Raw genomic sequence first — 13,594 nt, forward strand, 5'->3', positions numbered from 1 at the left:
CGGGTGTCAGGCGGCGCGACCACTCGCCGCGGCCATCCGCTTGTGCTCGGGGTGCGCGCAGTCCCGGCGCTGCGGCTCCTTGCTGACGAACGGGATCCACCGCCGTACCCGGGCGGGCAGCTCCAGGGTGATGAACGCCTCGGCCTGCATCACGGCGAACCCGATCCGAGGCAGGTCGCGGTGGGTCGGGAAGACCATGAACCGCGGCTCCCAGACCGGCTGGAACTTGGCGTTGAACTTGTACAGCGACTCGATCTGGAACCAGCGGGAGAGGAACACCAGCAGCCCGCGCCAGAAGCGCAGCACCGGACCGGCGCCGATCCGCTCACCGCGGGCGAGCGCCGAGCGGAACATCGCGAAGTTCAGCGACACCCGGGTGATGCCCAGCTCCGGCGCGTTCTGCAGGGCGTGCACGATCAGCAGCTCGTTCATGCCCCCGTCGGCCGAGCGGTCGCGACGCATCAGCTCCAGCGAGATGCCGTCCTCGCCCCACGGGACGAAGTGCAGCACGGCCTTGAGGTCGCCGTGCGGCGACGGGTCGTCCTCCACCGTCTTGTGCGCGGTGACGACGACGCAGTTGCCGTCCTCCGGGTCACCGAAACGGCCCAGCGCCATGGAGAAGCCGCGCTCGGTGTCGGTGCCGCGCCAGTCGGCGGCTGCGGCGCGGATCCGGGCCCGCTCCTCCTCGTCCAGGTCGCTGACCCGGCGCATCCGGCAGCTGTAGCCGTTGCGCTCGACGCGCTTGACCATCTGGCGGACGTTGCGCATCGCCCGGCCGGACAGCGAGAAGGAGTCGGTCTCGACGATCGCCTCGTCGCCCAGCTCCAGCGCGTCCAGGCCGGTCTCCCGGGTCCAGACCTCACCGCCGGTCTCCGAGCAGCCGACCACGGCCGGGATCCAGGCGTGTGCCCTGGCCTCCTCCATGAACCGCTCGATGGCACCCGGCCAGGCCTCCACGTCGCCGATCGGGTCGCCGCTGGCGAGCATCACGCCGGAGATCACCCGGTACGAGATGGCGGCCTTGCCGGTCGACGAGAAGATCACGCTCTTGTCCCGGCGCAGCGCGAAGTGGCCGAGGGAGTCGCGCCGTCCGTGCTTCTCCAGCAGGCCGCGGATCTGCTCCTCGTCCTCCGGGCTGAGCACGGCGGTCGGGTGCTCGGGGCGCAGCACCAGGTACGCGGTGCTGAGCAGGATCAGGAAGCCGAGGCCGCCGAGGGAGTAGCCGACGATGTCGGCGGTGCGGTCGTGCGCGTAGCGCACCGGGCCGCCGAAGCCGAACAGGCCGTACAAGACGGTCTTCACCCGGTCGAGGAAGGTCGGGTTCCCGATCTCCGAGTTCGGGTGGGCGCTGACGATCAGCAGTCCGATGCCGAAGCTGACGACGGACAGCAGCACGAAGTTGAACGCCGCCCGCCAGCGGGTACGTGGGTCGGACAGCGCCGTGAACTGGCTGCGGTGGGTGAGCAGCACCACCATCAGACCCGCCGACAGGACGGTGTCGACTATCGACAGCCGGTGGTGCAGCACCTCCGCCAGTATCCCGGCGGGCAGCAGCACGACGGCGGCCGTCCAGGCCCGCCGCTTGCGGCGCTTGAGCCCGTGCGCGAGCATCAGCATCAACAGGCCCAGGATGATCGAGGCGGCTGCCGCGATGCTGCTCACCGCACCGGGCAGATAGCCCGTCCAGGTGTGCACCCGGCTGTGCCTGAGCTGCGGGATGATCCCGGTCGCCAGGTCCAGCAGCCCGATCACGGCGCCTACGGTGCCCACGAGTGCGGGCACCTTGCTGCTCGGGGTGAACCTCGGGAGGCGTGCGCGTGAATCCTGTGTGGCGGACGACTCAGTCATTGATGCCGCCCCCTGACGGAACCCTTTTAAGGCGTTCGGCATCTTTGTGTGCAGACATCGGTCTCCCAGCCCCGATAAATGGATCTTCCGGCCCGATGTGCGTCGGCCGTGCGAGCTCTGTGCGTCCTCTAGGACGAGAGCTTTGGCCGTGAGGTTCCACTTGGCGGGGCTGGACGGCCGGTCCACCGAACGGAAAGCGCCTCATGGGTCTCACTAGTAAGAAACTCCTGGTCTTGGTCATCGTGCTGGCGGTGGCCTTCTTCGTCGCCACCATCTGGCTGTGGCCACGGCTGTCCCGCCAAGGGGTCAAGCCCATAGCGGGCCGCGTCGGGCTGCTGTTCGGTGGCCAGCTGGCGATCCTCGCCGCATTGGGGCTGTCGATCAACTCGTACTTCGGGTTCTACTCCTCGTTCGCGGACCTGTTCGGGACGAACCAGGACCCGGGCCAGGTCGTGGACTACACGGCGGGCGCCACGAACGGCAAGGACGGCCTGGAGCACCTCGGCTCCCAGGGCGTCGGCGTGCCGGGCGGCGGGTCGCCGGATAAGGCCGGCCGGATCGACAAGGTGCAGATCAAGGGTGCCAAGACCGGCATCACCACCCCCGCCTATGTCTACCTGCCGCCGCAGTACTTCCAGAAGGGTTTCAGCAAGCAGAACTTCCCCGCGTCGGTGATACTCACCGGTTACCCGGGCACCGCCGAGTCGCTGATCACCCGGATGAAGTATCCGCAGACGGCGACGGAGCACATCCAGCAGGGCAAGATGCAGCCGATGATCATGGTCATGATGCGGCCGACCGTGGTGCCCCCGCGTGACACCGAATGCATGGACGTCCCCGGCGGCCCCCAGGTGGAGACCTTCTTCACCAAGGAGCTGCGGCAGGTCATCTCGGCCAACTACCGGGTCGGCAACGCCCCCCAGAACTGGGGCGTCATGGGCGACTCCACAGGTGGCTACTGCGCCCTGAAGATGTCGATGCGGCACCCCGACGCCTTCTCCGCGGCCGTCTCGCTGTCGGGTTACTACAACACCCACAACGACCCGACCACCGGCGACCTGTTCGGCGGCAGCAAGCAGCTGCAGAACGAGAACGACATGATGTGGCTGCTGAAGAACAAGCCCGCCCCGAAGGTCTGGGCGCTGGTCACCAGCAGCAAGCAGGGCGAGTGGGACTACAGCCGCACGGTGGCGTTCATGAAGGCGGTCAAGCCGCCGATGCAGATCGCCTCGATCATCCTGCCCAGCGGCGGTCACAACTTCACCACCTGGAACCGGGAGGTGCCGAGCGCGCTCGACGCGCTGAGCCAGCACCTCACCCAGTAACACCCCACCCCCACGGGGGCGCACCGTTCAACGCGGCCGGGAGGACAGGACGTCCTCCCGGCCGCGGCGCGTTCGCCCTTCGGACGGATCCGCCGGGCTGGGCGGGTTGCGGCACGTCGCGACGCCGACGGACGGAGCTGCGGGGGGCACGAGCCGTCGTGGCGGGGAATCACCGCCGACGCCGCGCCGAAACGACCAAGGGCGCGCCGACGGCGCCGGAACCGCCCCAAGGTCCCCAGCGGCCCTAGCGGGCCAGTATCAGGCTCATCGCCTCGGCGCGGGTCGCCGGGTCCCGCAGCTGGCCGCGCACCGCCGAGGTGGTGGTCTTCGCGCCGGGCTTGCGGATGCCGCGCATCGACATGCACATGTGCTCGCACTCGACGACCACGATCACGCCGCGCGGCTCCAGGATGTCCATCAGGGAGTCGGCGATCTGCGTGGTGAGCCGTTCCTGCACCTGGGGGCGGCGGGCGAACACGTCGACCAGCCGGGCCAGCTTGGACAGCCCGGTGATCTTTCCGCTGGTGGCGGGGATGTAGCCGACGTGCGCGACGCCGTGGAACGGCACCAGGTGGTGCTCACAGGTGGAGTAGACCTCGATGTCCTTGACCAGCACCATCTCGTCATGGCCGAGGTCGAAGGTGGTGGTGAGCACCTCTTCCGGGGTCTGCCAGAGGCCCGCGAAGATCTCCTTGTACGCCCGCGCCACGCGTGCCGGGGTCTCCCGCAGGCCCTCGCGGTCCGGGTCCTCTCCCACCGCGATCAGCAGTTCGCGGACGGCGTTCTCGGCCCGCTTCTCGTCGAACTCGCCGGCGGGGGCCGCGTCGACCAGCGTCACCGGGTCGGTCATATGCGCCTCGTTCCTGCTACACGTAACACCTGGCAAAGCGAAATGCCGCGCCTCCCAGGCTAGAACCTGGGAGGCGCGGCGTTCATTCCGGGCCGATGGGCCCCGGTGGGACCGTCAGCTGTCGCTCGGGCCCTGCGGGCCGTCCTCCGGCAGCTCGACCGTGTCGGTCGGCTGCGCCTGCGGCTGCTTCACCGTGGAGACCGCGGGCTGGGCGCTGCCGTTGGCCGTGCCCGCGCCGTTGGCCAGCGCCAGCTCGCGCGGCGAGAGCACCGGCGGGCGGGTCGACGGCGTACGGCGCGAGGAGCCGGTCCACGCCGGGCGCGCCGGGCGCTTGACCACCGGCTTGAAGATCTCCGCGACCTCCTCCTTGTTCAGCGTCTCCTTCTCCAGGAGCGCCAACACCAGGTTGTCCAGGACGTCGCGGTTCTCGACCAGGATCTCCCACGCCTCGTTGTGGGCGTTTTCGATCAGCTTCTTGACCTCTTCGTCCACCAGGCCCGCGACCTCTTCCGAGTAGTCGCGCTGGTGACCCATCTCACGGCCGAGGAACGGCTCGGAGTTGTCGGTGCCGAACTTGATCGCGCCGAGCCGCTCGGTCATGCCGTACTGGGTGACCATCGCGCGGGCGGTGGCGGTCGCCTTCTCGATGTCGTTGGCGGCGCCGGTGGTCGGGTCGTGGAAGACCAGTTCCTCGGCCGCCCGGCCGCCCATGATGTAGGCGAGCTGGTCGAGCATCTCGCTGCGCGACTGGGAGTACTTGTCCTCGTCCGGCAGCACCATGGTGTAGCCCAGGGCACGGCCGCGCGGCAGGATCGTGATCTTGTGAACCGGGTCGCTGTTGGGGCAGGCCGCGGCGACCAGGGCGTGTCCGCCCTCGTGGTACGCGGTCGCCTTCTTCTCCTTCTCGCTCATGATCCGGGTCCGCTTCTGCGGTCCGGCGACAACGCGGTCGATCGCCTCGTCCAGCATCTTGTTGTCGATGAGCTTGCGGTCGCTACGGGCGGTGAGCAGCGCGGCCTCGTTGAGGACGTTGCTCAGGTCGGCGCCGGTGAAGCCGGGAGTGCGGCGGGCGACGGCCTGCAGGTCGACGTCCGGGGCGACCGGCTTGCCCTTCTGGTGGACCTTGAGGATCTCCAGACGGCCCTGAAGGTCCGGGCGGTCCACCGCGATCTGCCGGTCGAAGCGGCCCGGGCGCAGCAGCGCCGGGTCCAGGATGTCCGGCCGGTTGGTGGCCGCGATCAGGATCACGCCGCCCTTGACGTCGAAGCCGTCCATCTCGACCAGCAGCTGGTTGAGCGTCTGCTCGCGCTCGTCGTGGCCGCCGCCGAGACCCGCGCCGCGGTGCCGGCCGACGGCGTCGATCTCGTCGACGAAGACGATCGCCGGGGCGTTCGCCTTGGCCTGCTCGAACAGGTCACGGACCCGGGAGGCACCGACACCCACGAACATCTCGACGAAGTCGGAACCGGAGATCGAGTAGAACGGCACGCCCGCCTCGCCCGCGACGGCGCGTGCGAGCAGCGTCTTACCTGTTCCGGGCGGGCCGTAGAGCAGCACGCCCTTGGGGATCTTGGCGCCCACGGCCTGGAACTTGGCCGGCTCCTGGAGGAACTCCTTGATCTCCTGGAGCTCCTCGACCGCCTCGTCCGCGCCCGCCACGTCGGTGAACGTGGTCTTGGGCGTGTCCTTGGTGATCAGCTTGGCCTTGGACTTCCCGAAGTTCATCACCCGGGAGCCGCCGCCCTGCATCTGGTTCATCAGGAACAGGAAGACGACGACGATCAGGACGAAGGGCAGCAGCGAGAGCAGCACACCGACGAACGGATTCTGCTTCGACGGCGAGATGGTGTAGCCGTCGGGCAGCTGCGTGCCGCCGCGCTGGTGGTCGTCGACCTGGGTCTGCAGCTTCGCCGCAAGGTCGGCGCCCTGGCGGCCGATGTAGCTCGCCTTGATCTTGTCGCCGAGGTCCTTGCCGTCGACCTTGGCGCCCGGCTTCAGCTGGACCGAGATGGTCTGCTCGTCACCGGTGGTGATTTTGGCTGACTGGGCGAGCCCCTGGTCGACCGCGGCGACGACCTGGCCGGTGTCCACCGTCTTGTAGCCGCCCGTCGAGCCGACGACCTGCATCAAGACGACCACGGCAAGGACGGCCAGCACGATCCACATGACCGGCCCACGGAAGTAGCGTTTGACGTCCATCCATGCGGGGCGGCGACGCCCCGTCCCTCCTGCCACAGTGAGAGCACTTCGGCCCCATCGGCCGATGTGCGCTAGCTAGGTGTATGACCCGACGGTTTATGACCCGACCTTCGGACGGTACCTCAGCATTGTCACCCGATGCTGCCGAGGACCGTTAACAAACCCCTCTTCCCTTGCTCCAACGGCAGGAAACCGGGGTCGGTTCCCCGGCTCCGACACCGGGTTTCCGAAATCTGGCCCAGCCGGTCGGCGTGTCAGCCGCCGTAGACGTGCGGGGCGAGTGTGCCCACGAACGGCAGGTTGCGGTACTTCTCCGCGTAGTCCAGCCCGTAGCCCACCACGAACTCGTTCGGGATGTCGAAACCGACATACGTCACATCGATGTCGACCTTGGCCGCCTCCGGCTTGCGCAGCAGGGTGCACACCCGCAGCGAGGCCGGGCCGCGCGAGCTGAGGTTGGACAGCAGCCAGGACAGGGTCAGGCCGGAGTCGATGATGTCCTCGACGATCAGCACATCGCGGCCGGCGATGTCGGTGTCGAGGTCCTTCAGGATGCGGACCACGCCGGAGGACTTGGTTCCGGCGCCGTACGAGGACACCGCCATCCAGTCCATGGTGACGTCGGAGGACAGTGCGCGGGCCAGGTCCGCCATCACCATCACGGCACCCTTCAGGACACCGACGATCAGCAGGTCCTTCCCGGCGTAGTCCCTGTCGATCTCCGCGGCCAACTCGGCCAGCTTGAGGTCGATCTCTTCCTTGCTGATGAGCACCTTCTCGAGGTCGGTGCCCATGTCCTTCTCGTTCACCCGCGCTACTTCCTGCAAGGCCTACCGGCTACGTCATTCGGCTGCGGTCGTCCGCCGGAAAACCAGTTTGCCATTCGACCGGCGGGCCTCGACGCCCCCGGGCAGGTTGATGGGGCCCTGACCGCGCCAACCGGTGATCAGCCGGTCGGTCTCCTCGATGTGCCGGGAGAACAGCGATCCGGCCGGGCTGCCCGCCGTGATGGCCGCGCGGCGCAGGACCCGGCGGCGTACGGCGGAGGGCAGCGGGAAGAGTTTGGCGGGGTCCAGCGCGTGGTCCGGGTCGCCGTCCACCGTGGCCTCCCGGGTGGCGGCCGCGGCCCACTGGTCGAGCGCGTCGGCGTCGTCCCGGAACAGCTGGGCGGTACGGGCCAGCGAGGCGACCACCCCGCGGCCCAGCGACTTCTCCAGTACGGGCAGCGCCTCGTGCCGGACCCGGGCGCGGGTGTACGCCGGGTCGGCGTTGTGCGGGTCCTCCCAGACGTCGATGCCCTGGGCGACGCAGGCCTTGCGGGTGGTCTCCCGGTCGAGCAGCAGGAACGGGCGGCGGTAGCGGCCGCCGGGGCCGGAGACGGCGGCCATGCCGGACAGTGAGCGGGTGCCGGAGCCGCGGGCGAGCGCCAGCAGGACGGTTTCCGCCTGGTCGTCACGGGTGTGGCCGAGCAGCACGGCGGCGGCGCCCAGTGAGCTGGCGGCGGCGTCGAGGGCGGCGTACCGGGCGTCGCGGGCGGCGGCTTCCGGGCCGCCCTGACGGCCGACGGTGACGCCGAGGGCCTCCACGGGGTCGAGGCCGAGGTCGCGCAGTCGGTGCACGACGTCGAGGGCGCGGGCGGTGGAGCCGTTCTGCAGGCCGTGGTCGACGGTGACGGCGCCGGCCCGTACGTCGAGCTTGCGGGCCTCGAAGGCGAGGGCTGAGGCGAGCGCCATGGAGTCGGCGCCGCCGCTACAGGCCGCGAGGACCAGCGGCCGGTCCATCAGGGCGCGGGAGCCGGCGGCGGTGGAGGTGGTCGGCGTGGAGGCTGCGGCGGGGGTGCGGGCCAGGTCGTTGAGCACGTCGTGCAGTACGCGGCGGACCGCCAGGCGTATCGCGGCGACCGCGGGGTGGGGACCCATATCCATTCCTCCTGAAATACACAGCCCACCTGAGGATTTTGGGAGGGCCGCGGGGGGATGACGGAGCGTGGCTAGATGGTGACAGATATGGAGCGCTACCCGAGCATCGCACGCCTACCCATCGGCCATGGTCCCTCGGATGGGTGAACTGTGGGGCGCTCAGGGTTCATGAATCAGTGCGACGATGCACCCTTGCGATCCAGTCCGCCGGTTTGGCGATCTCCGTCTTGGTGGGCAGGGTGTTGGGCGAGGTCCAGATCCGGTTGAAGCCGTCCATGCCGACCTCGTCGACCACGGAGCGCACGAAGCGTTCGCCGTCGCGGTACTGGCGCAGCTTGGCGTCCAGCCCGAGCAGCTTGCGCAGCGCCTGGTCGAGCCGACCGGCGCCGGTGGCACGGCGCTTCTGGAACTTCTCCCTGATCTCCGCGACGGACGGCACGACGTCCGGCCCCACGCCGTCCATCACATAGTCGGCATGGCCTTCGAGCAGCGACATCACGGCGGTCAGCCGGGCCAGGATCTCCCGCTGGGCCGGGGTCTGGACGATCTCGACCAGACTGCGGCCCTCGCTCTCCTCGCCCTCGGGACGGGCGCCGACGAACGACTGTGCGGCCTCGCGGACCCGCTCCAGCAGGGTGGCGGGGTCGACGTCGGTCTGCGACAGGAACTCCTGGATCTCCGATTCGATGTGGTCGCGCAGCCAGGGCACGGCGGTGAACTGGGTGCGGTGAGTCTCCTCGTGCAGACAGACCCACAACCGGAAGTCGTGCGGATCCACGTCGAGTTCACGCTCCACGTGCACGATGTTCGGCGCGACCAGCAGCAGCCGCCCGGTGCGCGGCGCGCCGGGCTCGGGGAGCACCGGACCGGCGGGCATCTCGCGGGTGGCCGGGGCGAAGGTCTCGTACTGGCCGAGCACCCGGGAGGCGAGGAACGACAGCAGCGCGCCGACCTCGACGCCGGTGACCTTGCCGCCGACCGCGCCGAGCACGGCACCGCCGGGGAGGGTGCCGCGGCGCGCCTGCATCTTGTCGAGCAGCGGCTTGAGGATCTCCCGGAAGCCCGCCACGTTGGCCTTGACCCAGCCCGGGCGGTCCACGACCAGGACCGGGCTGCCGTTCTGCGGCTCGTCGGGGCCGCCGGCGCCGTACATCTGCGTGAAGGACCGTACGTGTTCCTCGGACGACCTGGCGTGGCGGCGCAGTTCGGTCACCACGGTCCGCGCCTCCTCACGGCTGACCTCGGGACCCGGGCGTACCAGCCGGGTCGCGGTCGTCACCGCGAGGTTCCAGTCGACCATCTCCGCACCACCGATGCTCGTCATGGCTTCACGGTACGTGGCGCCGGGCGGCTTTCGCCGCCCGGCGCTGATTTTTGGGGGCCGCCCCCCTGCCTCCGGCGCCTTACCGGCAGCCGCAGTTCGTCACGGTGGCGGCCAGCCGGTCCAGCGCGGTGACCGCGTTCGTGGCGTTCTGGGTGCCGGAGGCCATGAACGCGAAGACCAGCAGGCGGCCGTCGGCGTCCACCGCCGTCCCGGCGAGGGTGTTGACGCCGGTGAGGGTGCCGGTCTTGGCGTGCACCAGGCCCGCCGCGTCGGACGTGGCACCGCTGAAGCGGTCGCTGAGGGTGCCGGTGAAACCGGCGATCGGCAGCCCGCTGAGCACCGGCCGCAGCTGCGGGTGGGCCGGGTCGGCGGCGGTGTACAGCAGCCGGGCCAGCAACTGCGCGGTGAGCCGGTCGTCGCGGTCCAGGCCGCTGCCGTCGTTGAAGCTGGTGCCGGCGAGCGGCAGCCCGAGCCTGCCCAGTTCCTCGCTGATCGCCTGCGCCCCGCCGGTGAAGCTCACCGGCTTGCCGAGGCTGATCGCGGTCTGCCGGGCCAGTGCCTCCGCGATGTCGTTGTCGCTGTTGGTCAGCATCCGCTCGACCAGTGCGGACAGCGGCATGGAGTCCACCTCGGCGAGCCGGGCCTCCTCGCCCGCGGGCGCGCTGCCCGGCCGTACGTCGCCGTCCACGGTGATCCCGCGGTCGCGCAGCATCCCGGCGAAGGCCTGGGCGGCGGAGTCGGCCGGGTCGGCGACCCTGGGGGCGTTCTCGGTGGAGTTGGGGTCGACCCGGCCCTCGTCCACCATGAGCGGGGTGACCGGGGCGATGTTGGGGTCGACGCCGATGGGGTGCAGCAGCGGGCCGGTGTAGAGCGAGGTGTCGTAGCTCAGCTGGACCTTCGTCCAGCCCCGCTCCTTGAGCGTCCTGGCGGTGGCGTCGGCGAGGTCGCTCAGGCTGGCCGGGGTGGCGTCCGGGTCGGTGCCCGGCGGCGTGGGCCGCGCGGTGAGGGTGGGGTCGCCGCCGCCGACCAGGACGATGCCGCCCGGTGCGGCGCCGGGGACGACGGTGGTGGGGATCCGGTAGTCGTCGCCGAGGCTCTGCAGGGCGGCGACCGCGGTGGCGATCTTGGTGGTGGAGGCGGGCGTGGAGGGGGCGTCCGGGGCGTGGCCGTACAGCTGCCGCCCGGTGGCGGCGTCCAGCACCACTCCGGCCCGCACCGCGCCGAGCGCCGGGTCGTCGAACAGCGGGGAGAGCGCGTTGTCCAGGCCCTGCCCGGTGGGCAGCGGTACGGCCTGCGGCGAGAGGCCTGGCCCGAGCCCGGCCAGCACCGGGGGCGCGCTGGGCGCCGTTGCGGGGGTACGGCCGGTACGTCCCGCGCCGTCCCGGGCGGCGGCCCAGTTCCGTTCCGCCACCCGCTGGCCGTCCGCCCAGGGGCCCGCCGCGGTGACGGCGACCAGCGCGACGGCCAGCCCGACGCCCCCCGCGCCGACCGCCACCCGCGTGGCCCCGCCCTCGAAGGTCGCCCTGCGGGCGGCCGCGAGAACCGGGCGCAACCCGGCCACCGCCCGGACCGCGCCCCGGTCCAGACCCGCGCGGCGGGACACGCTGACCGCCCAGCGCCGGACACGGTCAGAATTGCTATGGCTCCAGTCACGACCGATCATTAGCGGACGCCTCCGCGCCAGCGGTGGATCACCTGAACGGTCGCTGTTCGGGCGGCTGCCAGCCCCCGTCGTCGCACCCTGGACCAGCCCCTTTCGCGACCACACACCTGCGTGGGGGACACTTAATCATCCGAAGTATGTGCTGATCATGGCTGATGTTGGAGGAGCCTTGGAGTTCGACGTCACGATCGAGATCCCGAAGGGTTCGCGGAACAAGTACGAGGTGGACCACGAGACCGGTCGTATCCGCCTGGACCGTCGGCTTTTCACCTCGACCATGTACCCCGCCGACTACGGCTTCGTTGAGGACACCCTGGGTGAGGACGGCGACCCGCTGGACGCGCTGGTCCTGCTGGACGAGCCGACCTTTCCGGGCTGCCTGATCAAGTGCCGCGCGATCGGCATGTTCCGGATGACCGACGAGGCGGGCGGCGACGACAAGCTGCTGTGCGTCCCGGCCTCCGACCCGCGGGTGGAGCACCTGCGTGACATCCATCACGTGAGCGAGTTCGACCGCCTGGAGATCCAGCACTTCTTCGAGGTCTACAAGGACCTGGAGCCGGGCAAGTCCGTCGAGGGCGCCAGCTGGGTCGGCCGCGCCGAGGCGGAGGCCGAGATCGAGGCCTCCTACAAGCGGCTGCGGGAGCACGGCGGCCACTGAGGCCCCCGCGACCCGTCGTTGAAGGCCCCCGCCGCCATCAGGTGAGCGGGGGCCTTCACCAACTGCGGGAACCACCGGCTCATCAGGTGCCGGACGCCTGCGACACGCCTGCCCTGACAGCCGGTTGGCGGGTGCGGCTCAGAACCCGCGGGTGCGCTTGGCGGCGCGGCGCACCGGGCCGCCGCCCGGGAACTTGATGACCATACGGGCGACCTCGCCACCGAGGTTGACCCCGATCGCGACCGCCAGTGCCAGCGCCGCGGCCTTGGCGAGGGACGCCACGCCCACGTCCTGCTTCCCCTGTGTGAAGGCGAGCAGCCCGAAGTACGTGGCGCTACCCGGCAGCAGCGGGCCGATGGCCGCGGTGACGTACGGCAGCGCGGAGGCGAACCGGTACCGCGAGAGCAACTGGCCGAACAGGCCGACCAGACCGGCGGCGACCGCCGTCGCGGCGATCGGCGAGAGCCCCGCCTGGTAGTGCAGCGCCCCGTAGACCACCCAGGCCACACCGCCGTTGAGCGTGACGATCGGCAGCACCGAGCGCTCGCACTGGAGCAGCACCGCGAAGGCGAGCGTCAGCGTCATCGCCGCCACCAGTTGCACCGGCGCGTTCTGATAGGTGTGCAGGGCCTCGTCGGGATTGAGCTGGGCGTGCAGGCTCACCCCGACGTACAGCACCATCGTCACGCCGAAGACGATGCCGACGATCAGGTACATGACCTCCAGCAACCGGGCGGAGGCGGTGATGTAGAAGCCGGTCAGCCCGTCCTGCACCCCGGCCACCAGCGCCCGTCCCGGGATCAGCGCGTACAGCCCACCGGTGATCACCGCGGAGGACTGCACATGGCCGCCGCCCGGCAGGTAGGAGCCGTAGAGGTTCATCAGCACGCCCATGGCGGCGGCGGGCATCGCGGCGGCGACGAACTGGTAGAACTCCGGCAAGCCGCGCCCCGCGCACAGCCAGGCGAGCCGGTCGCCGAGCATCGCTCCGACGGCCGCCGCCACGAAGACCGTCGGGCCACCGCCGACCAGCATGCTCGCCGCGCCAGCCAGCACCCCGGCGCCGAGCGTCAGCAGCCAGCCGGGGTACGGGTGCCGGTTGCGGCGCATCTCGGCGAGCCTGCCGTAGGCGTCCTCAAGGGTCGCCTCGTGCGCGGTGATGTCGTCGATCAGCCGGAAGACGGCGGCGAGCCGGGTGTAGTCGGTGCCGCGGCGGCGCACCGTGCGGCTGGCCGTGATCGGGTCGTCGACCAGGGACGGCTGATGGGTGATGGACAGCAGGGTGAAGGTGACGTTGGGCTCGACCCGGTCGAGTCCGTAGGCGTGGGCGACGCCGAACATCGCCGCCTCCACGTCCTCCGCGCCCTCACCGCCGGCCAGCAGCAGCTCGCCGATACGCAGCGTCAGGTCGAGGACGCGGGGTACGGACGGGCCTTCGGACTCGGGCTTGCCGGCCCGCTCCGGCGCCGGGCGTTCGGCGACCGGCATCCGCAGCATGGCGCGCATCCGGTCCTGCCAGGGGGCGTCACTGGGCAGCCGGACCACGGGAATGCCCTCGGGCGGCGTGAAGGCGGGCAGGGTGTGGTTGCCGGTGGTGCTGCCGTTCGCGGCGGACGCCGGACGGGTGGGCGGCAGGAACGCGGAGCCCTCGGGCTCCGGTGCGGGCGGGAGCGGCACTCCCAGGGGCGGGGTGAACGCGGAGCGCGACTCGTCGGACTCGGGCTTGGCGTCCTGCGGGCTGGTGCCCAGCACACTGCCGTCAGTCCGCTTGCTCTCCGTCACCTGCTGCGATCCCTTTCCCGCTC

Annotated in this window: 10 protein-coding genes; 2 read left to right on the forward strand and 8 right to left on the reverse strand. The window is 70.5% G+C overall.

From position 1 onward, the window contains the following. Window positions 1–6: 6 nt before the first annotated feature. Window positions 7–1,848, reverse strand: a complete 1,842-nt coding sequence (locus tag P3G67_RS23670) for a phosphatidylglycerol lysyltransferase domain-containing protein (protein ID WP_276095267.1) — start codon at window positions 1,846–1,848, stop codon at window positions 7–9. Window positions 1,849–2,051: 203 nt separating this feature from the next. On the opposite strand from P3G67_RS23670, the gene P3G67_RS23675 reads away from it, so the two are divergent. Then, on the forward strand, window positions 2,052–3,173 hold the full coding sequence (locus P3G67_RS23675; RefSeq protein WP_276095268.1) for an alpha/beta hydrolase: 1,122 nt from the start codon (window positions 2,052–2,054) through the stop codon (window positions 3,171–3,173). 244 nt (window positions 3,174–3,417) lie between these two features. On the opposite strand, the gene folE is transcribed toward P3G67_RS23675, so the two are convergent. From folE to dacB, 6 genes are all read right to left on the reverse strand, one after another. Next, entirely contained in the window at window positions 3,418–4,023 is a 606-nt protein-coding gene (gene folE, locus P3G67_RS23680) for a GTP cyclohydrolase I FolE (protein WP_269857844.1), read from the reverse strand. Window positions 4,024–4,137: 114 nt separating this feature from the next. After that, the gene (ftsH, locus tag P3G67_RS23685; RefSeq protein ID WP_276095269.1) at window positions 4,138–6,222 is read right to left on the reverse strand and encodes an ATP-dependent zinc metalloprotease FtsH; all 2,085 of its coding nucleotides are present in this window, start codon (window positions 6,220–6,222) and stop codon (window positions 4,138–4,140) included. Window positions 6,223–6,476: 254 nt separating this feature from the next. Beyond that, a complete protein-coding gene (gene hpt, locus P3G67_RS23690; protein ID WP_276095270.1) occupies window positions 6,477–7,031 on the reverse strand; it encodes a hypoxanthine phosphoribosyltransferase in 555 nt (184 codons plus the stop codon). Window positions 7,032–7,064: 33 nt separating this feature from the next. After that, a complete protein-coding gene (gene tilS / locus P3G67_RS23695; protein WP_276095271.1) occupies window positions 7,065–8,141 on the reverse strand; it encodes a tRNA lysidine(34) synthetase TilS in 1,077 nt (358 codons plus the stop codon). 166 nt (window positions 8,142–8,307) lie between these two features. After that, window positions 8,308–9,465, reverse strand: coding sequence for a zinc-dependent metalloprotease (locus P3G67_RS23700; RefSeq protein WP_276095272.1), 1,158 nt, complete (start codon window positions 9,463–9,465; stop codon window positions 8,308–8,310). Window positions 9,466–9,544: 79 nt separating this feature from the next. Then, window positions 9,545–11,068, reverse strand: a complete 1,524-nt coding sequence (dacB, locus tag P3G67_RS23705; RefSeq protein WP_276095273.1) for a D-alanyl-D-alanine carboxypeptidase/D-alanyl-D-alanine endopeptidase — start codon at window positions 11,066–11,068, stop codon at window positions 9,545–9,547. 229 nt (window positions 11,069–11,297) lie between these two features. On the opposite strand from dacB, the gene P3G67_RS23710 reads away from it, so the two are divergent. Beyond that, window positions 11,298–11,789, forward strand: a complete 492-nt coding sequence (locus P3G67_RS23710) for an inorganic diphosphatase (RefSeq protein ID WP_269857926.1) — start codon at window positions 11,298–11,300, stop codon at window positions 11,787–11,789. Between the two features lie 138 nt (window positions 11,790–11,927). Here P3G67_RS23710 and P3G67_RS23715 read toward each other — a convergent pair whose 3' ends face one another. After that, window positions 11,928–13,571 carry a threonine/serine exporter family protein gene (locus P3G67_RS23715; protein ID WP_276095274.1) on the reverse strand — a complete coding sequence of 548 codons (1,644 nt, stop codon included), beginning with the start codon at window positions 13,569–13,571 and terminating at the stop codon, window positions 11,928–11,930. Window positions 13,572–13,594: the final 23 nt, after the last annotated feature.

The sequence above is a fragment of the Streptomyces silvisoli genome (assembly GCF_029269905.1).
GTDB lineage: Bacteria > Actinomycetota > Actinomycetes > Streptomycetales > Streptomycetaceae > Streptantibioticus_A > Streptantibioticus_A silvisoli_A.

Coding starts and splice junctions, on each gene's coding strand:
- P3G67_RS23670 (WP_276095267.1), bottom strand. CDS start 1,848: ATGACTGAGTCGTCCGCCACACAGGATTCACGCGCACGCCTCCCGAGG.
- P3G67_RS23675 (WP_276095268.1), top strand. CDS start 2,052: ATGGGTCTCACTAGTAAGAAACTCCTGGTCTTGGTCATCGTGCTGGCG.
- folE (WP_269857844.1), bottom strand. CDS start 4,023: ATGACCGACCCGGTGACGCTGGTCGACGCGGCCCCCGCCGGCGAGTTC.
- ftsH (WP_276095269.1), bottom strand. CDS start 6,222: ATGGACGTCAAACGCTACTTCCGTGGGCCGGTCATGTGGATCGTGCTG.
- tilS (WP_276095271.1), bottom strand. CDS start 8,141: ATGGGTCCCCACCCCGCGGTCGCCGCGATACGCCTGGCGGTCCGCCGC.
- P3G67_RS23700 (WP_276095272.1), bottom strand. CDS start 9,465: ATGACGAGCATCGGTGGTGCGGAGATGGTCGACTGGAACCTCGCGGTG.